Consider the following 23,889-nt stretch of genomic DNA (forward strand, 5'->3'; position numbering starts at 1 on the left):
TCCTACCATGGTACCCGACCGTTGGTCGGGTTCTACATCACGGTAGGGCCCGACCGTTGGTCGGGCCGCCTTGCAGCATTACAGGGTGCGCGGCACTTCGATACGCTCGAAGCACTCGATCTGGTCACCCGGCTTGACGTCGTTGTAGGCCTTCACCGCGATACCGCATTCGGTACCGTTGCGGACTTCCTCGACGTTCTCCTTGAAGCGACGCAGCGATTCCAGCTCGCCCTCGAAGATCACCACGCTGTCGCGCAGCACGCGGATCGGCTTGTTGCGCTTGACCACGCCCTCGATGACCATCGAGCCGGCAACAGCGCCCAGCTTGGAGCTGCGGAAGACGTCGCGGACCTCGGCGATACCGATGATCTCTTCGCGGATCTCCACGCCCAGCAGGCCGGAGGCCACCTGCTTCACCTGATCGATCACGTCATAGATGATCGAGAAGTAACGCAGGTCCACGCCGTTGGATTCGATGATGCGACGGGCCGAAGCATCCGCACGCACGTTGAAGCCGATGACGGTGGCCTTCGAAGCGGCCGCCGAGTTGGCGTCCGACTCGGTGATGCCGCCCACGCCGGAGTGGATCACGTTGATGCGGATGTCGTCGTTGGACAGCGCGACCAGTGCCTGGCTCAGGGCCTGCACCGAACCCTGCACGTCGGCCTTGATGACCAGGTTGAGGACCTGCTGGCCCTCGCCCTTGCCCAGGGTCGCCATGATGTCTTCCATGCGGCTGCCCGCAGTGGCGACCAGGCGCGATTCACGGCGCTTGGTCTCACGCTGCTGGGCAACGTCCTTGGCCAGGCGCTCGTCCTCGACGACCACGAAGTCGTCACCGGCTTCCGGCACGCCGGACAGGCCCAGGACCTGCACCGGGATGGACGGGCCGGCGAACTCCGGCTGCTTGCCGGTTTCGTCGAACAGCGCACGCACACGGCCGTACTGGATGCCGCACACCAGGTAGTCGCCCTTCTTCAGGCGACCCTGCTGCACCAGCACGGTGGCGACCGGGCCACGGCCCTTGTCCAGCGACGATTCGATCACCACGCCCGAGGCCCGGCCTTCGTCGACCGCCTTCAGTTCCAGCAGTTCGGCCTGGATCGAGATGGCGTCCAGCAGGTCGTCGATGCCCAGGCCGGTCTTGGCCGAGATCTCCACCATCTGGGTGTCACCACCGAAGTCCTCGGCCACGACCTGCTCGGACAGCAGTTCGTTCTTGACCCGCATCGGGTCGGCGTCGGACTTGTCGATCTTGTTGATCGCCACGATCAGCGGCACACCCGCCGAACGGGCGTGCTGGATCGCTTCCTTGGTCTGCGGCATGACGCCGTCATCGGCAGCAACGACCAGCACCACGATGTCGGTCAGCTTGGCGCCGCGCGCACGCATCGAGGTGAACGCCGCGTGGCCCGGGGTATCCAGGAAGCTGATCACGCCCTTGGGCGTATCCACGTGGTAGGCACCGATGTGCTGGGTGATGCCGCCGGCTTCGCCGGTGGCAACCTTGGTGCGGCGGATGTAATCCAGCAGCGAGGTCTTGCCGTGGTCGACGTGGCCCATGATGGTGACCACCGGCGGACGCTGGGTGGCTTCGCCCTGGTTTTCACCGGCCGAGGCCAGCAGCGCGTCTTCGGCGTCGTTGTCGTTGGCACGGATCGCCTTGTGGCCGAGTTCTTCGGTCACCAGCGCGGCGGTGTCATGGTCGATGGACTGGGTGATGGTGGCCATCACGCCCATCTTGAACAGCGCCTTCACCACCTCGCCACCCTTCAGCGCAAGCTTCTGCGCCAGGTCGGCCACGGTAATGGTGTCGCCGATCGCCACTTCACGCACCACCGGTGCGGTCGGACGTTCGAACGCGTGCGGGCCGGCGTTGTTGCCACCACGCGACATGTCGCGACGGCCACCGGCCTGGTTGCGGCCGCCCGGACGACCACGGGTGTTGCTGTTGTTGCTGTTGCCACGACGCGCACGATCGGCCGCGGACAGGTGCATCTGGCCGGCGAAACGATCACCCGGGCCACGCTCGTTGCGCGGCGCGCTGCGGTTGTTGCGGTCGTCGTTGCGCGGCGGCGGCGCACTGCGCGGCGCAGCCGGGGCTGTCGCCGGGGCGCGCGGCGGGCGCGGCGCGGTTTCGTCGATCGGAGCACGCTTGGGCTTGCTGGCAGCCAGCGTCTCGGCCGCCTTGGCGGCAGCCGCAGCTTCCTCGGCGGCCTTCTTCTCGGCCTCGGCGCGTTCCTTGGCGGCGGCCTCTTCCTCGCGGGCACGGACGATGGCTTCGTCGCGCAGACGATCCTTTTCGGCCAGCGCCTGCTGTTCGGCGAGGTTGCGCGCACGCGACTCTTCCAGCTTGCGCAGGATGTCGGCGCGCTCTTCGTCCGGCGTCATGGCGCGAGCACCATCCTTGACGTAGGTACGCTTCTGGCGCACCTCGACATTCACGGTCGTCTTGCTGCGACCGGAACTGACCGTCACTTCCTGCTGTTTCCGGCGATTGAGCGTGATCTTCTTTGCAGACTGATCCGTCTCTTCCGGGGCCTGCTCGGGCTTGCCGTGCGAACGACGAAGGAAGCCCAGGAGCTTCACCTTCTCGGTACTGGTCACGACCTGGTCGGGACCGCTGAACTTCATGCCGGCACCGGCCAGCTGTTCCAGCAGTTTTTCGACCGGCGTGTTGACCAGTTCGGCAAGCTTGCGGATGGTGGTTTGCTGCGACATTCGGATCCTATGATCTTGTGGGCGCCCCCCCGCATCTGGAGGTGGCGCGGATTCTACGCCCTGAGCGGCTCAGGGCCCTGTTCATTGCCGGCTCATTCGCCGCGTTCCAGTCGGGCGATCTCCTCGGCACGCGCGGCCAGGATCAGCGCCGCAGCGCGCTCCTGGTCCAGCCCTTCAATGCCGAAGTCCATGACCTCGTCGGCGGCCAGGTCGGACAGGTCCTCGCTGGTACGCACGCCGTGGCCGGCCAGCGCATACGCGGTGGCTTCGTCCATGCCCTTCAGGGACAGCAGGTCCTGCGCCGGCTGGCCGTCTTCAAGGCCTTCCTCGACTGCCAGGGCCTCATTGAGCAGCGCATCGCGGGCACGAGCGCGCAGCTCTTCGACGATGTCTTCGTCGAAACCTTCCACGGCCAGCAGTTCGCCGACCGGGACATATGCGATTTCCTCGACGGTGCCGAAGCCTTCGCTGACCAGGATGCCGGCGATCTCTTCGTCCACTTCCAGCTTGTCCATGAACAGCTGGCGTGCGGCGGCCTGCTCGGCCTCCGACTTGGCGGTGACCTGGTCCTGGGTCATCACGTTGAGCTGCCAGCCGGTCAGGCGGCTGGCCAGGCGCACGTTCTGGCCGCCCTTGCCGATCGCCTGGGCGAGACGGTCTTCGGCAACGGCCAGGTCCATCGAGTGCTTGTCTTCATCGACGATGATCGACTGGACTTCGGCCGGCGCCATCGCATTGATGACGAAGTTGGCCGGATTGTCGTTCCACAGCACGATGTCCACGCGCTCGCCGTTGAGCTCGTTGGACACGGCCTGCACGCGCGAACCGCGCATGCCGATGCAGGCACCGATCGGATCGGTGCGCTGGTCGTGGGCCAGCACGGCGATCTTGGCGCGATCGCCCGGATCGCGCGCACAGGCCTTGATTTCCACCAGGCCCTGGCCGACTTCCGGCACTTCCAGCTTGAACAGCTCGATCATGAATTCCGGGGCGGCGCGGCTGATGAACAGCTGCGGACCACGCGGTTCCGAACGGACCTCGGCCAGGTAGCCGCGCACGCGGTCACCGGCGCGCAGCACGTCGCGCGGGATGCCCTTGTCCTTCGGAATGAAGCCTTCGGCGTTGCCACCGAGGTCGACATAGATGTTGCCACGCTCGGCGCGCTTGACCACGCCGGTGATCAACTCACCGACACGATCCTTCCACGCGTCCACGACCTGCTGGCGCTCGGCTTCGCGCACGCGCTGGACGATGACCTGCTTGGCGGCCTGGGCAGCAATGCGGCCGAAGTCCGGGTTCTCGATCTGTTCTTCGATGTAGTCGCCGACCTCGACGCCTTCGGCTTCGTCGACGGCATCCATCAGGCGGATCTGGCGGTCGGGCGACTCCATGACCACATCATCGGCCACCACTTCCCAGCGGCGGAAGGTTTCGTAGCTGCCATCCTTGTGGTCGATGACCACGCGGGTCAGCACTTCCTCGTCGGGATAGCGCTTCTTCGCTGCCGAGGCCAGAGCGGCCTCGATGGCATCGAAGATCACTTCACGCGGCACGCCCTTCTCGTTGGCGACTGCGTCGACTACCAGCAACAGTTCCTTGCTCATTGGCTCACTCCGCGCGCGGCTTCTTTGCCGCCGGCTCGTTGGAAGAAGAATTCGTGTTCGGCTTCGGACGCTTCGGTGCCGGACCGGTCGGCTTGCTCGGGGCCAGCCCCAGCGCCACCCAGTCGGGCATGATCCGTGCCTTGTCGATGTTGTCGGCCGACACCACCACTTCGGCCTTGTCGACGATGAAGGTGATGGTGCCCGCAGCCTCGTCGGTCGCCTCGATACGCCCCTGCAGGCGACGACGGTTGTCCTGCGGCAGCTTCAGCGTGACCTTGGCCGATTCACCCTGGTGGCGAGCGAACTGCTCCAGGTTGAACAACGGGCGATCCACGCCCGGCGAGGACACTTCCAGCGTGTAATTGCCGCTGATCGGGTCTTCGACGTCCAGCTGCGCCGACACTTCGCGGCTGACCCGCTCACAGTCGTCGACATTGATGATGCGCTCGGGCTGTTCAGCCAGTGGCACGTCGATGTAAAGGCGCAGGGTCGCACCGCCGGGGGCCGGCAGATACTCAACGCCCAGCAGCTCCAGGCCCAGCGACACAACGGTCGGGGCGAGCAGATTCGCGATGTCGGTTGCCTTGTCGCTCACAGCCTGCCTTGATCTCTTGGTTGGGTGCCGGCCTTGGCCAGCGTGAAAACATGACGCCCCGGAAACGACAAAGGGCCCGCTGGGCCCCTTTTCCGGAAAGACTCCGGTGACTGGATTCCGGTTGCAACCTGCATTGCCTGCCGGTCGCGGCCCTCCTTCCGGATCCGGACTCCCGCTGGGAGGCCGCCTTCAGGGGTACTGCTAGGCCGCTGATGATAGCGGCTGCACCGCGCTGGTGCAAGGTGCGGGCCTGGGGGCAGCCCCTTTTCCGAACCGGCAGTTCGGGAATGGCTCGACTCTACAGAAACGGGCCAGCCCAAAGAAAAACGCCTTCGAAGGAGGACTTCGAAGGCGATCTCTTTACTTGGTAGCGGGGGCAGGATTTGAACCTGCGACCTTCGGGTTATGAGCCCGACGAGCTGCCAGACTGCTCCACCCCGCATCAGAAGCGGAATTATGAGCGATTGCTTCGAAACATGCAAGCATTCCCTCATTCATCAAATCGGTTGGCGCCGATCCGACGTTGGTAGCGGGGGCAGGATTTGAACCTGCGACCTTCGGGTTATGAGCCCGACGAGCTGCCAGACTGCTCCACCCCGCACCGGAAGTGTTTGAACTGCTGCCGCGCTCTTTCGATGACGGCTACCGCAACGATGTTCTGGCTGAACCGCTGCAGTGACAACTCAGGCTGCGCATATTACACGAATCGCGCAGCTTTGTGTCAATTTTTATGCAAGATGCGCAAATGCCTGCTGGCACCAGACCATGATCGGGTTCCAGGCAAGGCCCAGCGCCAGCAGTGCCAGCGCGTTCACGCCCAGCACCAGGCCCAGCACGCGGTCGTTGCTGCGCGGCATGGCCTCGCCCACCGGCTCATCGAAGTACATGACCTTGATGACGCGCAGGTAGTAGAAGCAGCCCACCACGGCGCACAGCACGCCAAGGATGGCCAGCCACAGCAGGCCGCCGTTGACGGCCGCGCCCAGCACCGCCAGCTTGGTCCAGAACCCCAGGAACGGCGGGATGCCGGCCAGCGACGCCATGATGCACAGCACCAGGCCGGCCATCCACGGATTGCGGGCGTTGAGCCCCTTGAAGTCCTCGATGTTCTCGGCTTCGAAACCGGCGCGCGACAGGGCGATGATCGCACCGAAGGCAGCGGTCGACATGATGGCGTAGGCCAGTGCGTAGAACAGCGCGGCGGCATAGCCCTCCGCGCCGCCACCGGCGATGCCCATCAGCAGGAAGCCGATGTGCGAGACGGTGGAGAACGCCAGCATTCGCTTGAGGTTGCTCTGCGCGATGGCCATCAGGTTGCCGATGACCAGCGAGACTGCGGCCAGGCCGGCAATGAGCAGCTGCAGCTCGGTCGACAGCGGCCCCACGCCCATTTCCAGCAGGCGGTAGGCCATGCCGAAGGCCGCCAGCTTCGGCGCCGAGCTGATGAACAGCGCGATCGGTGCCGGGGCACCCTGGTAGACGTCCGGCAGCCACATGTGGAACGGCGCGGCGCCCAGCTTGAAGGCGACGCCGGCGATCATGAACACCGCACCGGTGATCAGCAGCACGCGCTCTTCCGAGTGCGGGATGGCATCGCGGATGACGTCCAGGTGCAGGCTGCCGGTGGCGCCGTAGATCAGCGACATGCCGTACAGCAGCAGGCCCGAGGCCAGCGAGCCCAGCACGATGTACTTCATCGCCGCTTCCGAGGCCAGGCCGTTTTCACGGTTGCTGGCGACCAGGGCGTAGGAGCACAGCGCCAGCAGCTCCAGGCCCAGGTAGACCATCAGCAGGCTGCCGGCCGAGACCAGGATCATCATGCCGGCGGTACCGAACAGGATCAGCACCGGGATCTCGCCCTGGAACAGGTTGCGGTCACGCAGGTAGCGCCAGCCGTAGATCAGGGTCAGGCCGCTGAGCAGCACGATCCCGGTCTTCATCACGTCCGCGGCGGTATCGCGCACGAACATGCCATGGAAGACCTCGCCCTGCCCGCCCACGCCGGTGGCCAGCATGAACAGCACCACGGCCAGCGCAGCGAGCGCGAACAGGTGGGTGACGATCTTGTTCCGGTTGCTGACGAACAGGTCGAGGATCATCAGGGCGAAGGCGCTGCCGATCAGCACCAGCTCGGGAGCGAGCGGTGGCAGGTCAGCGGCGGTCAATGGCAGCAGCGGCGAGGTGGTCATCATCAAATCCTGGAATTACAGCAGCTTGCTGGATGCGATCTGCATCGCCAGCTTCGCGATCGAGGGCTCCATCAGGTCGGTCAGCGGCTTGGGGTAGATGCCCAGGGCCAGCACGCCGATGGCGAACACGCCCAGCACCAGCCATTCGCGGCCGTTGATGTCCTTCAGTTCGGCCACATGGCTGTTGGCCACTTCGCCGAAGAAGATGCGCTTGTACAGCCACAGGGTGTAGGCGGCGCCGATGATCAGGGTGGTGGCCGCGCCCAGGGCGATCCACGGATTACGCTGGAAGGCCGAGAGGATGACCATGAACTCGCCGACGAAACCGCTGGTACCCGGCAGGCCAGCATTGGCCATGAAGAACAGCATGGCGAAGGTGGCGAACCACGGCATCACGTTGACCACGCCGCCGTAATCGGCGATGCGGCGGCTGTGCATGCGGTCGTACAGCACGCCGACGCAGGAGAACATGGCGCCGGACACGAAGCCGTGCGAGATCATCTGCACCATGGCGCCCTGCAGGCCCAGGCGGGCGGCATCGGCGTTGCCGGCTTCACGCACCAGCCACAGGGCGATGAAGGTGCCGAGGGTGACAAAGCCCATGTGCGCGATCGACGAGTAGGCGATCAGCTTCTTCATGTCGTCCTGCACCAGGGCGACCAGGCCGACATAGATCACTGCGATCAGCGACAACGCGATCACCAGCCAGGCCCATTCCTGCGACGCGTCCGGAACGATCGGCAGGTTGAAGCGCAGGAAGCCGTAGCCACCGATCTTCAGGGCGATCGCGGCCAGGATCACCGAGCCGGCGGTCGGCGCTTCCACGTGGGCATCCGGCAGCCAGGTGTGGACCGGGAACATCGGCACCTTGACCGCGAAGGCGATCAGGAAGGCGAAGAAGATCCAGGTCTGTTCCTTGGCCGACAGCGGCAGTGCGTACAGGTCGGCCAGCTGGAAGCTTCCGCCCTTCATGTACAGGTAGATCAGCGCCACCAGCATCAGCACGGAGCCGAGGAAGGTGTACAGGAAGAACTTCAGCGCGGCGTAGATGCGGCGCGGGCCGCCCCAGACACCGATGATCAGGAACATCGGGATCAGCATCGCTTCGAAGAACACGTAGAACAGCATCGCGTCCGTCGCAGCAAAGATGCCCACGGTGACGCCTTCCAGGATAAGGAAGGCCGCCACGTACTGGTTCACGCGCTTGTCGATGGCGCTCCAGGCGCCGATCAGGGCAAGCACGCTGACCAGGGTGGTCAGCAGGATCAGCGCCACGGCAATGCCGTCCACGCCCAGGTTGTAGCCGATCTTGTACGCCGGGATCCAGGCGTGGGTCTCGACGAACTGCAGACCGTCGACGCCCGCGTTGTAGCCGCTCAGCAGCGAGAGGCTCGCCACGAACGTCAGCACCGCTACGCCCAGCGACGCCCAGCGGGCGGTCTGTGCATCACGGATCGCAAGAATCAGGGCACCACCGATGATCGGCAGCCAGATGAGGACACTGAGTAGAGGCCAGTTCGACACGTCTTCTTATTCCGTACAGGTCATCAACGCAGGTAATGCATCAGCACGCCCAGCAGGGCAATCAGGCCGATGATCATCGCGAAGGCGTAGTGATAGAGGAAACCGGATTGGGTACGACGCAGCACGCCGGCTGCGACGTCCACAACACGTGCCGAGAGATTGACCACGCCGTCGACGATGTTGCTGTCGATCCAGCGCGAGACCTTGCCCAGCTTGACGCTGCCACCGGCAAAGCCATCGATCCACAGCTTGTCGAAGCCGTACTTGTTTTCCAGCACCGAAACCAGCGGAGCGAAGGTCTTGCGGGCCTTGCCCGACAGGTCCGGCTTCCACAGGTAGAACAGTGCGGCCAGCAGGAAGCCCGCAACGGTCAGCACGAACGCCGGCGCCATCATGCCGTGCAGCGCGAACGCGACCGGGCCATGGAACTCCTCGCCCAGGAAGCCGATGGTGTTCTTGGCCGGATCGTAGAAGTCGACGATGCCGGTGAAGAACGTATGCGCCTGTCCCTTGATGGCGTCGTGCGCGTGGTGGCCGGCCCAGTCGGTGCCATACAGCATCGGACCGATGCTGAAGAAGCCGATGGCGATCGAAGGGATGGCCAGCAGGATCAGCGGCAGGGTCACCACCCACGGGGTTTCGTGCGGCTCATGAGGACCATGGCCATGGCCGTGGTCGTCGTGATGCGCATCGCCGTGGTGGGCGTCGGCGGCGTGGTGAGCGTCATGGCCGTGACCATGATCGTCATGATGCACGTCGCGGAAACGCTCCTTGCCGTGGAAGGTCAGGAACAGCAGGCGGAAGCTGTAGAAGCTGGTGACGATCACGCCACCCAGCACTGCCCAGTAGCCGTAGGTGGCCACCCAGTTGTCGGACAGGTGCGCGTGCAGCTCGGCGGCCTCGATGATGGTGTCCTTCGAGTAGAAGCCGGAGAAGAACGGCGTACCCACCAGTGCCAGCGTACCGATCCACATGGTGATGAAGGTGATCGGCATGTACTTGCGCAGGCCACCCATCTTGCGCATGTCCTGCTCGTGGTGCATGGCAATGATGACCGAGCCGGCACCCAGGAACAGCAGCGCCTTGAAGAAGGCGTGGGTCATCAGGTGGAACACGGCTGCCGAGTAGGCCGACACGCCCAGTGCAACCGTCATGTAGCCCAGCTGCGACAGCGTGGAGTACGCGACGACGCGCTTGATGTCGTTCTGCACGATACCGATCAGGCCGGTGAAGAACGCGGTGGTGGCACCGATGAACAGCACGAAGTTCAGCGCGGTCTGCGACAGCTCGAACAGCGGCGACATGCGGGTGACCATGAAGATACCGGCGGTCACCATCGTCGCGGCGTGGATCAGTGCCGAGATCGGGGTCGGGCCTTCCATCGAGTCCGGCAGCCACACATGCAGCGGGACCTGGGCCGACTTGCCCATGGCACCAATGAACAGGCAGATGCAGATGACGGTGGCGATCGACCAGATCACCGGCTCGTTCAGCAGCTGCATGCCCAGGATGGTGCCGTCCCAGATCTGCAGCTGGGCGCGCGGGTCAGCCAGCATGCCGGCCTGCGAGAACACCTGCGAGTAGTCCAGGGTGCCGAACACCCACAGCACGCCGGCGATGCCCAGCAGGAAGCCGAAGTCACCGACGCGGTTGACCAGGAACGCCTTCATGTTGGCGAAGATCGCGGTCGGGCGCTTGAACCAGAAGCCGATCAGCAGGTACGACACCAGGCCCACCGCTTCCCAGCCGAAGAACAGCTGCAGGAAATTGTTGCTCATCACCAGGGTGAGCATCGAGAAGGTGAACAGCGAGATGTAGCTGAAGAACCGCTGGTAGCCCGGGTCGTCCTGCATGTAGCCGATCGTGTAGATGTGGACCAGCAGCGACACGAAGGTCACCACTACCATCATCATCGCGGTCAGCTTGTCGACCATGAAGCCGACGTGCGCCGAATACTGGCCGACTTCAAAGAACGTGTAGATGTTCTGGTTGAACGGCTGCGCGCCGCCCCACATCAACTGGTAGAACGTGTACATCGACAGGCCGCAGGCCACCGCGACGCCGAGGATGGTGATGGTCTGCGCGCCGAAGCGCTTGACCTGGCGACCGAACAGGCCGGCGATGATGCTGCCGAACAGCGGTGCGAGCACCACTGCGATCAACAGACTCTTGGAGAGAGTGATTTCCATCTGTGGATCAGCCCTTCAACGAATCGACTTCGCCGACATTGATCGTGCGGCGGGTACGGAACAGGGTCACCAGGATCGCCAGGCCGATGGCGGCTTCCGCGGCGGCGACGGTCAGGATGAAGAACACGAACAGCTGGCCGGACGGATCGCCCAGCTGGCGCGAGAAGCCGACGAAGTTGATGTTCACCGACAGCAGCATCAGTTCGATCGACATCAGCAGGACGATGACGTTCTTCCGGTTGAGGAAGATGCCGGCCAGGCTGATGGCGAACAGCACCGCGCCAAGCGCAAGGATGTGGCCAAGGGTAATCACGGCTGGGTCTCCTCGCCGGTGGCCGGCTTGCTGTTGCTGTGCACGACCGGGGCCTCGGCACCCATCTTGACCATGCGCAGACGCTGGCCGGCCTTGACCATGGTCTGCTCACCCGGGTTCTGGCTCTTGACGCCGGTGCGGCGACGCAGGGTCAGCATCACGGCAGCAACCACGGCCACGGTCAGGATGACGGCGGCGAACTCGAACGGAAGCAGGTACTCGGTGAACAACGTGCGCGCCAGCCAGGTGATGTTGGACGTGTCGGCGGCGACCGCAGCGGCGTTGTCGGCCGGGAACGGCGTGGCCGAACGCGCCTTGACGCCGATCAGGATCAGCATCTGCACCAGCATCGCGACGGCGACGATGAGGCCGACCGGCAGGTAGCGCACCCAGCCCTCACGCAGCTTGGTGGGGTCGATGTCCAGCATCATCACCACGAACAGGAACAGCACCATCACCGCGCCGACGTAGACCAGCACCAGCGCCACACCGAGGAACTCGGCGCCCACCAGCAGCCACACGCAGGCAATGGAGAAGAAGGTCAGCACCAGGCAGAGCACGGCGTGAACCGGGTTGCGCACGCTGATCACCGCACCGGCCGAAACCGTTGCCGCGATGGCGAACACCCAGAAAGCGATATTTACCCAATCCATCTCTCGACCTCAGCGGTAAGCGGCATCGGCGGCACGACGCTCGGCGATCTCGTTTTCGAGACGGTCGCCCAGGGCCAGCAGCTGCGGCTTGGTAACGATGTTTTCGCCACGATTCTCGAAGTGGTACTCGAGGATGTGGGTTTCGACGATCGAGTCCACCGGGCAGCTTTCCTCGCAGAAGCCGCAGAAGATGCACTTGAACAGGTCGATGTCGTAGCGCGTGGTGCGGCGGGTTCCGTCCTCGCGCTTGGCCGAGTCGATGGTGATGGCCAGCGCCGGGCACACCGCTTCGCACAGCTTGCAGGCAATGCAGCGCTCTTCGCCGTTGGGGTAACGGCGCAGCGCGTGCAGGCCACGGAAGCGCGGCGACTGCGGGAACTTCTCCATCGGGTACATCATCGTGTACTTCGGCTTGAAGCTGTACTTCAGCGTCAGCCAGAGGCCCGCCAGCAGTTCGAGCAGCAGCAGGCTCTTGAAGTAATGGGTAATCCTGTTCATCACTTTAGACGCCCTTTTGAATCACGCCGAAGAACACCATGACGGCGGTAACCGCGATCCACAGAATGGCCAGCGGGATGAAGACCTTCCAGCCCAGGCGCATGATCTGGTCGTAGCGGAAGCGCGGGAAGCTGGCACGGAACCAGATGTAGGCACTGGCGAAGAAGAACACCTTGACGAACAACCACGGTGCACCGCCCTTCCAGATCCAGTCGACCAGCGGCGAGACATTGCCGAAATCGACCCAGCCCTGGACCGGGCTCAGCCAGCCGCCGAGGAAGAAGATCGAGATCAGGAAGCTGATCAGGATCATGTTCGCGTATTCGGCCAGGAAGAACAGGGCGAACGCGCCGCCGGAGTACTCGACCATGTGGCCGGCGACGATTTCCGATTCGCCTTCCACCACGTCGAACGGCGCGCGGTTGGTTTCAGCCACGCCCGACACCCAGTAGATGACGAACAGCGGGAACAAAGGCAGCAGGAACCAGTCGAAGAAGCCGGAACTGCCGGCCTGCGCCATCACGATGTTGCTCAGGTTCAGGCTGCCCGAGGCGATCATCACGCCGACCAGGGCAAAGCCCATGGCGATTTCGTAGCTGATCATCTGTGCCGAGGCGCGCATCGCACCCAGGAACGCGTACTTCGAGTTGGACGCCCAGCCGGCCAGGATGATGCCGTAGATGCCCAGCGAGGTCATCGCCAGCAGGTACAGCAGGCCGGCGTTGGCGTTGGACAGCACGATCTGCGAATCGAAGGGGACCACCGACCAGGCCGCGAAGGCCGGGGCCAGGGTGATCAGCGGGGCCAGCAGGTAGATCGCCTTGTTGGCGCTGCTCGGCTGGACCACTTCCTTGAACAGCAGCTTGAAGACGTCGGCGAAGGCCTGGAAGATGCCCATGCCCACATACATCGGGCCGTGGCGGACGTGCATCCAGCCGATCAGCTTGCGTTCCCAGACCACGTAGAAGGCCACCGAGATGATCACCGGAACGGCGATCACCAGGATCTTCAGGATGATCCAGATCAGCGCGCCGATGTCACCGAGGCCCAGCAGCCACTGGTGCAGCGGGTCGACCGCGTTCAACAGCAATTCGTTCATGCAGCCACCACCGATACGCGAGCGGCACCCAGCGGCGCGGTCGCGCCGTGGCCCGATTCAATCCAGACCGAACCCGCTGCGACGCGGGCGTCGACCACCACCGGCAGGGTGGCCTTGCCGGCATCGGTGCCGACCTTGGCCATCTGCCCTTCCTGCAGCTGCAGGCGAGCGGCATCTTCAGCGTTCAGCACGATGCGCGGGGCGTTGCTGAGCGGATGCGACTGCAGCGCCGGCGCGCGACGGACCACCGCATCGGTGCGGTAGATCGCGGCGGTCGAAGCCACTTCCAGGCCTTCACCGGCAACCGCCGGCTGTGCCGAAGCGGCAATACTGACCGACACAGGGGCCAGGCTGGCACGCAGTCCGGCCAGGTCGGTGAAGTCGAAACCGGCCAGCGCCATGTCGCCGCCCAGGGCGCGCAGCACGCGCCAGCCTTCACGGGCCTCGCCCGGCAGCTTGCCGCCGGCACGGGCCGACTGCTCGCGACCGTCGAGGTTGGTAAGGGTGGCATCGATTTCCGGCAGCGCACCGATCGGCAGGATCACGTCTGCAACGTCGCGGGTCGAGGCGCAGGCGAAGTGGCTGAACGCCACCACCTGGGCACCCACCAGCGCCTTGCGCGCGGCCGGTGCATCGGCGAAGTCCAGGCCCGGCTCCAGCCCGTACACCACGTAGGCCTGGCGCGGCTGCGCCAGCATCGCGGCGACGTCCTTGCCGGCCGGCAGCACGCCGGCGCGGGTCAGGCCCACGGCGTTGGCGCCCTGCGGGATGCGGCACAGCTTGGCACCGGTCGCTGCGGCGAAGTCACGCGCCGCGGCGCGGATCGCGGCAGCCTGCGGGTGATTCTCGGCGATGCCACCGACGATCAGCACGGTGTTGTTGCCGCCCTGCACTGCCGAACGCAGCTCGCTGCTGGCCAGCGCATCGACGAACTTGGACGGTGCGACGATCTGCTTGCCGGCAATGCTGAAGGCAAAGTCGAAGTCCACCGGATTGATGACGTGGATCTTCGCGCCCTTGGTGGTCTGCGCCTTGCGCAGGCGGGCGTGCAGCAGCGGCAGTTCGTGGCGGATGTTGCTGCCCAGGACGACGATGCGGTCGGCGCCTTCGATCTCGGCCAGCGGCAGGCCGAACACTTCGGCGGTTGCGGCGTCGGAGAAATCGCGGTTGTTGATGCGGTGGTCGATGTTGCCCGAGCCCAGGCCCTTGGCCAGGCGGGCCAGCAGCGCACCCTCCTCGTTCGAGGTCGACGGATGCACCAGCACGCCCAGGTTGTCGCCCTGGTTCGCCTTGAGGATCTCGGCGGCTGCGGCCAGGCCTTCGGCCCAGCTCACTTCCTTCCACTCGCCATTGACCTTGCGCAGCGGCTTGACCGCGCGGTCTTCGCTGTACAGGCCCTGGTGCGAGTAGCGGTCGCGGTCGGACAGCCAGCACTCGTTCACCGCTTCGTTGTCGCGCGGCACGGTGCGCAGCACTTCGCCGCGACGCACGTGCAGGAACAGGTTCGAACCCATCGCGTCGTGGTAGCCCAGCGACTCGCGCGCGGTCAGCTCCCACGGGCGGGCGCGGAACTGGAACACCTTGTTGGTCAGCGCGCCGACCGGGCAGACGTCGACGACGTTGCCCGACAGCTCGGTGGTCAGCGGCTTGCCGTCGAAGGTGCCGATCTGCAGGTTCTCACCGCGGTACATGCCACCCAGTTCGTAGGTACCGGCAACGTCGGCGGTGAAGCGGACGCAGCGGGTGCACTGGATGCAACGGGTCATCTCGGTGGCCACCAGCGGCCCCATGTCCTCGTCCGGCACCACGCGCTTGCGCTCGTTGAAACGGCTGACCGAACGGCCATAGCCCAGCGATACGTCCTGCAGCTCGCACTCGCCGCCCTGATCGCAGATCGGGCAGTCCAGCGGATGGTTGATGAGCAGGAACTCCATCACCGAGCGCTGGAACTTCAGTGCCTTCTCACTGCGGGTGGCGACCTTCATGCCGTCCATCACCGGGGTAGCGCAGGCCGGCGCCGGCTTCGGCGACTTCTCCACGTCCACCAGGCACATGCGGCAGTTGGCGGCGATCGGCAGCTTCTCGTGGTAGCAGAAACGCGGAATCGGAATGCCGGCCTTGTCGGCCGCCTGGATGATCATCGAACCCTTGGGCACGACCAGCGACTTGCCATCGATCTCGATGGTCACGTGGTCTGGTGGCACGTTCGGGTTTACGGGTTGCGCGCTCATGCGGCGGCTGCCTCCACCTTCTTGCCGTCAACCATCGAATGACCGTTGACGATGTAGTACTCGAATTCGTCCCAGAACTGGCGCAGGAAGCCCTGGATGGGCCATGCAGCCGCTTCACCGAACGCACAGATGGTGTGGCCTTCGATCTGGCCGGCCACCGCCTTCAGCTGGTGCAGGTCTTCCATCGTGGCCTTGCCGGCGACGATGCGCTCCAGCACGCGGTGCATCCAGCCGGTACCTTCACGGCACGGCGTGCACTGGCCGCACGATTCCTTGTGGAAGAACTGGCTGATGCGGCAGGCGAACTTGACGCAGCAGACGCTGTCGTCGAGCACCACGATGGCCCCCGAACCCAGGCCGGAGCCCAGCGCACGGATGGTGTCGTAGTCCATCGGCAGGCCCTTCAGCTCGGCCGCGGTCAGCACCGGCATCGACACGCCGCCCGGAATCGCGCCCTTGAGCTTGCGGCCCGGACGCAGGCCACCGGCCATTTCCAGCAGGTCGTCGAAGGTGGTGCCCAGCGGTACTTCAAAGTTGCCGCCGTTCTGCACGCAGCCGGACACCGAGAAGCACTTCGGGCCGCCGTTGGCGGTCAGGCTCAGGCCCTTGAACCACTCCGGGCCGTTGCGGATGATCGCCGGCACCGAACCGTAGGTTTCGGTGTTGTTGATCGTCGACGGCTTGCCGTAGAGGCCGAAGTTTGCCGGGAACGGCGGCTTGTAGCGCGGCTGGCCCTTCTTGCCTTCCAGCGATTCCATCAGCGCGGTTTCTTCACCGCAGATGTAGGCGCCGGCGCCCAGCGCACCGTAGATGTCGATGTCCACGCCGCTGCCGAGGATATTCTTGCCCAGCCAGCCGTTCGCATAGGCGTCGGCCAGGGCCTGCTCGAAGTGCTCGAACGGCTCGTGGTGGAATTCACCGCGCAGGTAGTTGTAGCCCACGGTCGAACCAGTGGCGTAGCAGGCGATCGCCATGCCCTCCACCACCGAGTGCGGGTTGTAGCGCAGGATGTCGCGGTCCTTGCAGGTGCCCGGCTCGGATTCGTCCGAGTTGCAGAGGATGTACTTCTGCATGTTGCCCTTGGGCATGAAGGACCACTTCAGGCCGGTCGGGAAGCCTGCGCCACCGCGGCCGCGCAGGCCCGAGGCCTTGACCATCTCGATGACCTGCTCCGGCGGGATCTTCTCTTCGAGGATCTTGCGCAGGGCGGCGTAACCACCGGTCTTCAGGTAGCTTTCGTACGACCACGGGGTGTCGTAATGCAGGGTGGTGTAGACCACCTGGTGCGGCAGCGGCGCGGGGCCGACCGGACCCTTGGATTCGTGGTGATGTGCCATGCCCTTACTCCAGCCCGTCCAGCAGCTCGTCGACCTTTTCCAGGGTCAGACGCTCATGGTAGTGACCGTTGATGACCATCATCGGTGCGCCGCCGCAGCCGGCCAGGCACTCTTCCTCGCGCTTGAGGTAGACGCGGCCATCCGGGGTCGATTCACCGTGCTTGATGCCCAGTTTCTTCTCGCAGTGGCGCACGATGTCTTCGGCGCCATTGAGCCAGCAGCTGATGTTGGTGCAGATGGCCACGTTGTTGCGGCCCACCTTCTCGGTCTCGAACATCGAGTAGAAGCTGGCGACCTCGTAGGCCCAGACCGGCGGCAGGTCCAGGTACTTGGCCACGGCGGCGATCAGCTCGTCGGTCAGCCAGCCCTGGTTCTGCTCCTGGGCCGCATGCAGGCCCTGCAGCACGGCAGAGCGCTTGCGATCCGGCGGGAACTTGGACAGCCAGTGATCGATGTGAGCGCGGGTCTTGTCGCTCAGCACCACCATCGGGTCGACGTCGCGCGCCGCCTCGAAATTACCTGTCGCCTTCATCGGCCGACCTCAGCGAAATGCATAACGTGAAATTCCAGAAACTGCGGCGCCGGCTTGCGCCGGCTGCCTGCAGCGGGCGTTGGCGTAGCGGACGGCATTACCGGTCAACCTCGCCGAACACCAGGTCGTAGGTACCGATCATCGCCACCACGTCGGCCAGCATGTGGCCGCGCACGACCGAATCGATCGAGGACAGGTGGGCGAAGCCCGGCGCGCGCAGGTGCACGCGGAACGGCTTGTTGGCGCCATCGGAGACCAGGTAGCAGCCGAACTCGCCCTTCGGGGCCTCCACCGCCGAGTAGGTCTCGCCGGCCGGTACGCAGTAGCCTTCGCTGAACAGCTTGAAGTGGTGGATCAGCGCTTCCATGTCGTCCTTCATGTCCTCGCGCCTGGGCGGAGCGACCTTGAAGTTCTTCACCATCACCGGGCCCGGGTTGGCCTTCAGCCACGCCACGCACTGCTTGATGATGCGGTTGGATTCGCGCATTTCGGCAACGCGGACCAGGTAGCGGTCGTAGCAGTCACCTTCCTTGCCCAGCGGGATGTCGAAATCGACGGCATCGTACTTGGCGTACGGACGCTTCTTGCGCAGGTCCCAGGCAATGCCCGAGCCGCGCAGCATCACGCCGGTCATGCCCCACTGATGGGCCAGCTCGGGAGTGACCACGCCGATGCCGACGGTACGCTGCTTCCAGATACGGTTGTCGGTCAGCAGGGTTTCGTATTCGTCGATGCGCTTGGGGAACTCGACGGTGAAGTTCTCCAGGAAGTCCAGCAGCGAGCCTTCGCGCGAAGCATTGAGCTGCTTCAGCGCCTTGCCCTTGTGCCAGCGCGATTCCTTGTACTTCGGCATGTGGTCCGGCAGGTCGCGGTAGACACCGCCCGGACGGTAGTACGCCGCGTGCATGCGCGCGCCGGAAACCGCTTCGTAGCAGTCCATCAGCTCTTCGCGTTCGCGGAAGGCGTACAGCATCACCGCCATCGCGCCCAGGTCGAGCGCGTTGGAGCCCAGCCACATCAGGTGGTTGAGGATGCGGGTGATTTCATCGTACATGGTGCGGATGTACTGGGCACGCTCCGGCGCCTCGATGCCCATCAGGGTCTCGATCGCGCGCACGTAGGCGTGCTCGTTGCACATCATCGACACGTAATCCAGGCGATCCATGTAGCCGATCGACTGGTTGAACGGCTTGGACTCGGCCAGCTTTTCGGTACCACGGTGCAGCAGACCCACGTGCGGGTCGGCGCGCATGATGGTTTCACCGTCCATTTCCAGGATCAGGCGCAGCACACCGTGAGCGGCCGGATGCTGCGGGCCGAAGTTCATGGTGTAGTTGCGGATTTCCTGCCGGCTTTCGGCGGCGTTGCTGGCGAACGCTTCGCCAGCCTGGTGTACGTGGCTCACTTCACTGCCTCCTGCGCGCGCTCACCTTCTGCGGTCTGCAGACGGGCGTCGTCGCGGATCACGCGCGGCACGCCGACACGCGGCTCCACCGAGGTGACCGGTTCGTAGATCACGCGCTTCTTTTCTTCGTCGTAGCGGACTTCGACATTGCCGATCAGCGGGAAATCCTTGCGGAACGGATGGCCGACGAAACCGTAGTCGGTCAGGATCCGGCGCAGGTCCGGGTGGCCTTCGAAGATCACGCCGTACAGATCGAACGCTTCGCGCTCGAACCAGTTCAGGCCCGGCCAGATGCCGGTCAGCGAGGACACCACCGGCAGCGCTTCGTCAGGGGCGAAGCAGCGCAGGTGCATCATCAGGTTGTGCTGGTACGAACGCAGCTGGGCGACCACGGCGAAGCGCTGGGTCGGCATGTGCTGCGGGCGGGCACCGTCGGCACCGTTTTCCTCGGTGGGGAACTCGCCCCACGCGAAGCGGCCCTGGGCCTTGCCTTCGACGCCACGGCTGAAGCCCTGCGAGGACACATCGGCGGTGTCCCACTCGTCGGAGCCGTAGCCGAGGTAGTCGACGCCGCACAGATCCACGGCCTGCTCGAAACCAAACTCGTCACGCAGCGCCAGGGCGGTGGCGTGCCACTCGGCGGCAGGCACTTCCAGCGTCACTTCGCCGCGGGGTTCGACCACGATGACCTTCGCACCAGCGAAACGTGCGGACAGTCGGTCGATGAAGGATGCTTGCTCTGCCATGGGGGCTTGGCGCGCTCTTGTCAGGTGAAGGGGTCAGCGGGCGATGGTCTGTGTACGCCAGATCTTCTTCTGCAGCTGCAGGATCCCGTACACCAGCGCCTCGGCGGTCGGCGGGCAGCCCGGGACGTAGACGTCCACCGGCACCACGCGATCACAGCCGCGCACCACAGAATAGGAGTAGTGGTAGTAGCCGCCACCGTTGGCGCAGCTACCCATCGAGATGACCCACTTCGGGTCCGGCATCTGGTCGTAGACCTTGCGCAGCGCCGGGGCCATCTTGTTGACCAGGGTGCCGGCCACGATCATCACGTCGGACTGACGCGGCGACGGGCGGAACACCACGCCGTAGCGGTCGAGGTCCAGGCGCGCGGCACCGGCGTGCATCATCTCGACGGCGCAGCAGGCCAGGCCGAAGGTCATCGGCCACATCGAGCCGGTGCGCGCCCAGTTCAGCAGTGCATCGACGCTGGTAGTGACGAAGCCCTTCTCCAGCAGCGGGTTGTCGCCTTCCGGCCGCAGGATGTCATCAACCCGGCCTTCCGGCGTGGGGTTGTTCATGAGGCCATCGAGAGTCTGAATCACTCCCATTCCAGCGCTCCCTTCTTCCAGACGTAAATGAAACCGAGGAACAGCATGCCGACGAACAGGCCCATGGTGATGAGCGAGCGGGCGCCCAGTTCCATGAAGACCTGGGTCCACGGCACGATGAAGATGATTTCCAGGTCGAAGACGATGAACTGGATCGCGATCAGGTAGTAGCGCACATCGAACTTCATGCGCGCGTCTTCGAAGGCCTCGAAGCCGCACTCGTACGGCGAGAGCTTTTCCAGATCGGGGCGGCGGGGACCGAGGAATCGACCAACCAGCATCAGCGTAACGCCGATACCGGTGGCAACGATCAGAAACAGCAGAGACGGCAAATATTCGGCCAGCACAGCGATTCTCTCTTGCCTCTGCCGCCGCGCCTGCAGGCGCTTTGGCATGGGGGAGTGGACGGGAATCTGCCTGGCGCCTTGCGCGCCAGACGAACCCGCTTTACTTACAAATGGTGCCCAAGAGGGGACTCGAACCCCTACGACTTGCGTCGCTACCACCTCAAGGTAGTGCGTCTACCAATTCCGCCACCTGGGCAAACGATCACATCAGACTATCTTCCCGATGCGCCGCGTATTGTAACCGGCTTCAGTGTTTCTGGGAGCCTTCCGAAGGCTTTTCTTCACCAGAAACCGAAGATTCCGCCTGAGCCGGCACATTCGCCGCCGGAACCGGGGCGGCCGGGACCGCATCGGCCTTCGGAACGGCCGGCAGTTCGCCCGCCGGAGCCGCCGGCGCGCTGGCCGCCGGGGCGGACATCAGACCCAGATCCTGGTCGGCCGCCGGGCGGCTGCCGTGTCCGGCATACCAGGCCATGAAGAGACTGATGCCGAAGAACACCACGGCCAGCCACTTGGTCGACTTGGACAGGAAGTTCGAGGCGCCGCGCGCACCGAACACCGTGCCCGAGGCACCAGCACCAAAGCCCGAACCTGCCGCCGCACCCGAGCCACGCTGCATCAGGATCAGCGCGATCATGGCCACAGCGACCAGCACGTAGACGACATTGAGGATCAACATCAGCATTGGAAACCGCCCTCGGACAATACTTCTAGGATTAGTTCGCGGCCGCCGCCCGTGCGATGGCCAGGAAGTCCGCGGCCACCAGGGAGGCGCCGCCGACCAGCCCACCATCGACATCCGGCTGCGCGAACAGTTCCCCGGCATTGTCGGGCTTCACGCTACCGCCGTAAACAATGGGCAGTGAATCAGCGATTCTAGCATCGATGCGCGCGACTTCGCCACGGATGAACGCGTGCACCTGCTGTGCCTGTTCCTTGCTGGCGGTACGGCCGGTACCGATGGCCCAGACCGGCTCGTAGGCGACCACAGCATTGGCGAAACCTGCCGCGCCGACCAGCTCCAGCACCGGTGCCAGCTGGCTGGCGATGACCGCTTCGGTCTGCCCGGCCTCGCGCTGTTCCAGGGTCTCGCCCACGCACAGCACCGGCACCAGGCCGGCGTGCTGGGCGGCGGCGAACTTGCGCGCGACCAGCTCGCTGCTCTCATGGTGATACTGGCGGCGCTCGGAATGGCCGACCAGGCCATAGCGGGCCCCAACCTCGACCAGCATGGCCGCGCAGACCTCGCCGGTGTAGGCGCCCTTCTCGTTGCTGCTCACGTCCTGCGCGCCGAAGGCCAGGCCGGTCTCGCCGAAGTCCTCGACCAGCTCCCCCAGGTAGGGCAGCGGCGGCAGGATCACCACGTCCACCCCCTCCAGCGGCAGCCCGGCAGCCACCTGCCCCAGCAGTTCATTGGCGAATTGACGGCTGCCATGCAGCTTCCAGTTTCCGGCGACGATCTTGCGGCGCATGAGCGGGTGGCTCCTGTGTGAAGTCAGCCGAGCATGATACCCGCTGCGGCAAAAATCCGTTTCCTTGTAAGCGGTTACATGGATTTTCAGCCAACGGCGCAGCCCCTCGTGGCGGAGGGGGGGGGCGGGGTTTGGTTGGTCGCGGAGAGCCCGGCTAGATCTGGGGCTTGGCCGGGCGGGTGGGACTGCGCAGGGGGCGCTGCAAGTACGTCCATGTAAGCTCGATCGCCGCATCCATGCGGCTCACGCCCCTGCGCAGCCCCACCCGCCCGGCCTTTGACACATTCCGGCGGTTCCGCCCGCCACGGAAAGAAAAAAAGAAGAGCAAGAGCAAAGGCAAAAGCTGCATCCCGGGTTGATGCTGGCTGGACCAACCCCTACCCCACTTCGATCCGACAGATTTCATCCACGCAAGGCGTGGATCTACCGCGTCGACCAAGGTCGACACCCACCGGGAATCGCGATTTACCCACCGTCACCGGGAAACTGTCGAAGGCGGGGAGGTGTCGGATGGCGGGGTGTCCGCGGCATGGATGCCGCGGCCAAGCCCCCAGGGATGGGTCCACGGCGTCCCCGCCATCCGACACCTCCCCGCCTCCCCACGGAACACCCCAGAGCCGCTTTGGCTTTGACTTTGGCTTTGGCCTCTGCGGGTGCAGGGTGCAGCCCTGCCGAACACCCTCCGCTGCGCTCGCCGGGCATGGCCCGGCGCTACCCGTAATGAAAAAGCCGCCTTTCGGCGGCTTCTTCATTACTTCAGCTTGATCTCGCGCAGGCGCTCCTCGAGGAAGCCGTGGGCGGTGATCGGCTCCGGGTACCGGCTCGGGTTCTCCGGGGTGATGCACGAGGGCAGCACGTCGATCAGGAAGTCCGGGTTCGGGTGCAGGAAGAACGGCACCGAGTAGCGCGGCTGGCGCGCCAGCTCGCCCGGGGGATTGACCACGCGGTGGATGGTCGACGGATACACGTGGTTGGTCAGGCGCTGCAGCATGTCGCCGATGTTGACCACAATGGTGTCCGCGTCTGACGTGAACGGCACCCACTCGCCATCATGCGACTGCACTTCCAGGCCTGCGGCACTGGCACCGACCAGCAGGGTGATGAAGTTGATGTCGCCATGGGCACCAGCACGCACGTTCGGGATGTCGTCGGTGGTGATCGGCGGGTAATGGATCGGGCGTAGGATCGAGTTGCCGAAGTTGGTCTTGTCGGCGAAGAAGTCTGCAGGCAGGCCGATATGCAGGGCCAGCGCCGACAGGACGCGCGACCCCAGGTTGTCCAGTGCCTGGTACAGGCCGTAGCCGCGCTCACGGAAGCCCTCGACCTCGGTCGGCCACAGGTTCGGCGCCATCACATCGTGGTACTTGGAGTCGTCGGCGATCTCGCGGCCGATGTGCCAGAACTCCTTCAGGTCGAAGTGCTTGGAGCCCTTGGCGGTCTCCACCCCAAACGGGGTGTAGCCGCGGGCGCCGCCGCTGCCGGCCACGTGGTACTTGCGCTTGACCTCTTCGGGCAGGGCGAAGAAGGCCTTGAAGGCATCGTAGGCCGCATCGATGTCGGCCTGCGGAATGCCGTGGTTGCGGATGCCCGCGAATCCCCATTGGCGGTAGGCCGCGCCCAGCTCGGCCACGAAGGCCTCGCGGTCGCTGTCGAAACGGGTGATGTCGAGGGTGGGGATCTGGCTCACAGCGGTTCCTGGCTTGTCATTGGGTCTGGGGGGCCAGCGCATTCATGGCCCACCTGAACATTGTGACAGATCGCCCGGGGGACGCCACCCGATACGAAGAAACAAACAGATACAATGCGCGACCCGCGCGCGGCCCCACGATTCCGTCACCCCGGGGAT

The 23,889-nt window shown here is 64.8% G+C and carries 20 protein-coding genes and 3 tRNA genes; all 23 read right to left on the bottom strand.

Annotation, left to right across the window (positions count from 1 at the left end):
- Positions 1 to 78: 78 nt before the first annotated feature.
- Positions 79 to 2,721, bottom strand: coding sequence for a translation initiation factor IF-2 (gene infB / locus ROV95_RS07635; RefSeq protein ID WP_019660576.1), 2,643 nt, complete (start codon positions 2,719 to 2,721; stop codon positions 79 to 81).
- A gap of 92 nt (positions 2,722 to 2,813) precedes the next feature.
- Positions 2,814 to 4,325, bottom strand: coding sequence for a transcription termination factor NusA (gene nusA / locus ROV95_RS07640; protein ID WP_019660577.1), 1,512 nt, complete (start codon positions 4,323 to 4,325; stop codon positions 2,814 to 2,816).
- A gap of 4 nt (positions 4,326 to 4,329) precedes the next feature.
- Complete coding sequence (gene rimP / locus ROV95_RS07645) at positions 4,330 to 4,920, bottom strand: ribosome maturation factor RimP (RefSeq protein ID WP_019660578.1); 591 nt, start codon at positions 4,918 to 4,920, stop codon at positions 4,330 to 4,332.
- 365 nt (positions 4,921 to 5,285) lie between these two features.
- Positions 5,286 to 5,362: transfer RNA gene (locus ROV95_RS07650), tRNA-Met, on the bottom strand.
- A gap of 82 nt (positions 5,363 to 5,444) precedes the next feature.
- A tRNA-Met gene (locus ROV95_RS07655) sits at positions 5,445 to 5,521 on the bottom strand.
- Positions 5,522 to 5,648: 127 nt separating this feature from the next.
- Entirely contained in the window at positions 5,649 to 7,109 is a 1,461-nt protein-coding gene (gene nuoN / locus ROV95_RS07660) for an NADH-quinone oxidoreductase subunit NuoN (protein WP_312543858.1), read from the bottom strand.
- 15 nt (positions 7,110 to 7,124) lie between these two features.
- Positions 7,125 to 8,633, bottom strand: a complete 1,509-nt coding sequence (locus ROV95_RS07665) for an NADH-quinone oxidoreductase subunit M (protein WP_019660580.1) — start codon at positions 8,631 to 8,633, stop codon at positions 7,125 to 7,127.
- Between the two features lie 23 nt (positions 8,634 to 8,656).
- Positions 8,657 to 10,822: an NADH-quinone oxidoreductase subunit L gene (nuoL, locus tag ROV95_RS07670; protein WP_312543861.1), complete on the bottom strand. Its 2,166-nt coding sequence runs from the start codon at positions 10,820 to 10,822 to the stop codon at positions 8,657 to 8,659.
- Positions 10,823 to 10,829: 7 nt separating this feature from the next.
- Positions 10,830 to 11,135 carry an NADH-quinone oxidoreductase subunit NuoK gene (gene nuoK / locus ROV95_RS07675; RefSeq protein WP_005417921.1) on the bottom strand — a complete coding sequence of 102 codons (306 nt, stop codon included), beginning with the start codon at positions 11,133 to 11,135 and terminating at the stop codon, positions 10,830 to 10,832.
- The gene (locus tag ROV95_RS07680) at positions 11,132 to 11,788 is read right to left on the bottom strand and encodes an NADH-quinone oxidoreductase subunit J (protein WP_019660582.1); all 657 of its coding nucleotides are present in this window, start codon (positions 11,786 to 11,788) and stop codon (positions 11,132 to 11,134) included. Before ROV95_RS07680 ends, nuoK begins: the two co-directional genes overlap by 4 nt.
- Positions 11,789 to 11,797: 9 nt before the next feature.
- On the bottom strand, positions 11,798 to 12,286 hold the full coding sequence (gene nuoI / locus ROV95_RS07685) for an NADH-quinone oxidoreductase subunit NuoI (RefSeq protein WP_005410456.1): 489 nt from the start codon (positions 12,284 to 12,286) through the stop codon (positions 11,798 to 11,800).
- A 4-nt stretch (positions 12,287 to 12,290) separates the two neighbouring features.
- Positions 12,291 to 13,385, bottom strand: coding sequence for an NADH-quinone oxidoreductase subunit NuoH (gene nuoH, locus ROV95_RS07690; protein ID WP_021202065.1), 1,095 nt, complete (start codon positions 13,383 to 13,385; stop codon positions 12,291 to 12,293).
- On the bottom strand, positions 13,382 to 15,616 hold the full coding sequence (nuoG, locus tag ROV95_RS07695) for an NADH-quinone oxidoreductase subunit NuoG (protein ID WP_134729864.1): 2,235 nt from the start codon (positions 15,614 to 15,616) through the stop codon (positions 13,382 to 13,384). The genes nuoH and nuoG overlap by 4 nt, the downstream gene beginning before the upstream one ends.
- Positions 15,613 to 16,953, bottom strand: coding sequence for an NADH-quinone oxidoreductase subunit NuoF (gene nuoF / locus ROV95_RS07700; RefSeq protein WP_005417934.1), 1,341 nt, complete (start codon positions 16,951 to 16,953; stop codon positions 15,613 to 15,615). Before nuoF ends, nuoG begins: the two co-directional genes overlap by 4 nt.
- 4 nt (positions 16,954 to 16,957) lie before the next feature.
- Positions 16,958 to 17,485, bottom strand: coding sequence for an NADH-quinone oxidoreductase subunit NuoE (nuoE, locus tag ROV95_RS07705; RefSeq protein ID WP_014647867.1), 528 nt, complete (start codon positions 17,483 to 17,485; stop codon positions 16,958 to 16,960).
- A 97-nt stretch (positions 17,486 to 17,582) separates the two neighbouring features.
- Entirely contained in the window at positions 17,583 to 18,890 is a 1,308-nt protein-coding gene (locus ROV95_RS07710) for an NADH-quinone oxidoreductase subunit D (protein WP_005417935.1), read from the bottom strand.
- Positions 18,887 to 19,636, bottom strand: coding sequence for an NADH-quinone oxidoreductase subunit C (locus ROV95_RS07715; RefSeq protein ID WP_005410462.1), 750 nt, complete (start codon positions 19,634 to 19,636; stop codon positions 18,887 to 18,889). The genes ROV95_RS07710 and ROV95_RS07715 overlap by 4 nt, the downstream gene beginning before the upstream one ends.
- A gap of 33 nt (positions 19,637 to 19,669) precedes the next feature.
- Complete coding sequence (locus tag ROV95_RS07720; RefSeq protein ID WP_005410463.1) at positions 19,670 to 20,224, bottom strand: NADH-quinone oxidoreductase subunit B; 555 nt, start codon at positions 20,222 to 20,224, stop codon at positions 19,670 to 19,672.
- On the bottom strand, positions 20,215 to 20,571 hold the full coding sequence (locus ROV95_RS07725) for an NADH-quinone oxidoreductase subunit A (RefSeq protein WP_010486426.1): 357 nt from the start codon (positions 20,569 to 20,571) through the stop codon (positions 20,215 to 20,217). Before ROV95_RS07725 ends, ROV95_RS07720 begins: the two co-directional genes overlap by 10 nt.
- 111 nt (positions 20,572 to 20,682) lie before the next feature.
- Positions 20,683 to 20,767: transfer RNA gene (locus ROV95_RS07730), tRNA-Leu, on the bottom strand.
- 51 nt (positions 20,768 to 20,818) lie between these two features.
- Positions 20,819 to 21,256, bottom strand: coding sequence for a preprotein translocase subunit SecG (secG, locus tag ROV95_RS07735; protein WP_019660586.1), 438 nt, complete (start codon positions 21,254 to 21,256; stop codon positions 20,819 to 20,821).
- 31 nt (positions 21,257 to 21,287) lie between these two features.
- Positions 21,288 to 22,043, bottom strand: coding sequence for a triose-phosphate isomerase (gene tpiA / locus ROV95_RS07740; protein WP_021203422.1), 756 nt, complete (start codon positions 22,041 to 22,043; stop codon positions 21,288 to 21,290).
- A gap of 751 nt (positions 22,044 to 22,794) precedes the next feature.
- The gene (locus ROV95_RS07745; RefSeq protein WP_312543866.1) at positions 22,795 to 23,772 is read right to left on the bottom strand and encodes a 2-oxoglutarate and iron-dependent oxygenase domain-containing protein; all 978 of its coding nucleotides are present in this window, start codon (positions 23,770 to 23,772) and stop codon (positions 22,795 to 22,797) included.
- Between the last annotated feature and the right edge of the window lie 117 nt (positions 23,773 to 23,889).

It is taken from the genome of Stenotrophomonas maltophilia group sp. msm1, from assembly GCF_032025805.1.
Lineage (GTDB): Bacteria > Pseudomonadota > Gammaproteobacteria > Xanthomonadales > Xanthomonadaceae > Stenotrophomonas > Stenotrophomonas hibiscicola.

Bases quoted from the DNA above. Each gene is read 5' to 3' on its own strand.
- infB (WP_019660576.1), bottom strand. From the start codon at position 2,721: ATGTCGCAGCAAACCACCATCCGCAAGCTTGCCGAACTGGTCAACACG.
- nusA (WP_019660577.1), bottom strand. From the start codon at position 4,325: ATGAGCAAGGAACTGTTGCTGGTAGTCGACGCAGTCGCCAACGAGAAG.
- nuoN (WP_312543858.1), bottom strand. From the start codon at position 7,109: ATGACCACCTCGCCGCTGCTGCCATTGACCGCCGCTGACCTGCCACCG.
- nuoL (WP_312543861.1), bottom strand. From the start codon at position 10,822: ATGGAAATCACTCTCTCCAAGAGTCTGTTGATCGCAGTGGTGCTCGCA.
- ROV95_RS07680 (WP_019660582.1), bottom strand. From the start codon at position 11,788: ATGGATTGGGTAAATATCGCTTTCTGGGTGTTCGCCATCGCGGCAACG.
- nuoI (WP_005410456.1), bottom strand. From the start codon at position 12,286: ATGAACAGGATTACCCATTACTTCAAGAGCCTGCTGCTGCTCGAACTG.
- nuoH (WP_021202065.1), bottom strand. From the start codon at position 13,385: ATGAACGAATTGCTGTTGAACGCGGTCGACCCGCTGCACCAGTGGCTG.
- nuoG (WP_134729864.1), bottom strand. From the start codon at position 15,616: ATGAGCGCGCAACCCGTAAACCCGAACGTGCCACCAGACCACGTGACC.
- nuoF (WP_005417934.1), bottom strand. From the start codon at position 16,953: ATGGCACATCACCACGAATCCAAGGGTCCGGTCGGCCCCGCGCCGCTG.
- nuoE (WP_014647867.1), bottom strand. From the start codon at position 17,485: ATGAAGGCGACAGGTAATTTCGAGGCGGCGCGCGACGTCGACCCGATG.
- ROV95_RS07715 (WP_005410462.1), bottom strand. From the start codon at position 19,636: ATGGCAGAGCAAGCATCCTTCATCGACCGACTGTCCGCACGTTTCGCT.
- ROV95_RS07720 (WP_005410463.1), bottom strand. From the start codon at position 20,224: ATGGGAGTGATTCAGACTCTCGATGGCCTCATGAACAACCCCACGCCG.
- secG (WP_019660586.1), bottom strand. From the start codon at position 21,256: ATGCTGATGTTGATCCTCAATGTCGTCTACGTGCTGGTCGCTGTGGCC.
- tpiA (WP_021203422.1), bottom strand. From the start codon at position 22,043: ATGCGCCGCAAGATCGTCGCCGGAAACTGGAAGCTGCATGGCAGCCGT.
- ROV95_RS07745 (WP_312543866.1), bottom strand. From the start codon at position 23,772: ATGCGCTGGCCCCCCAGACCCAATGACAAGCCAGGAACCGCTGTGAGC.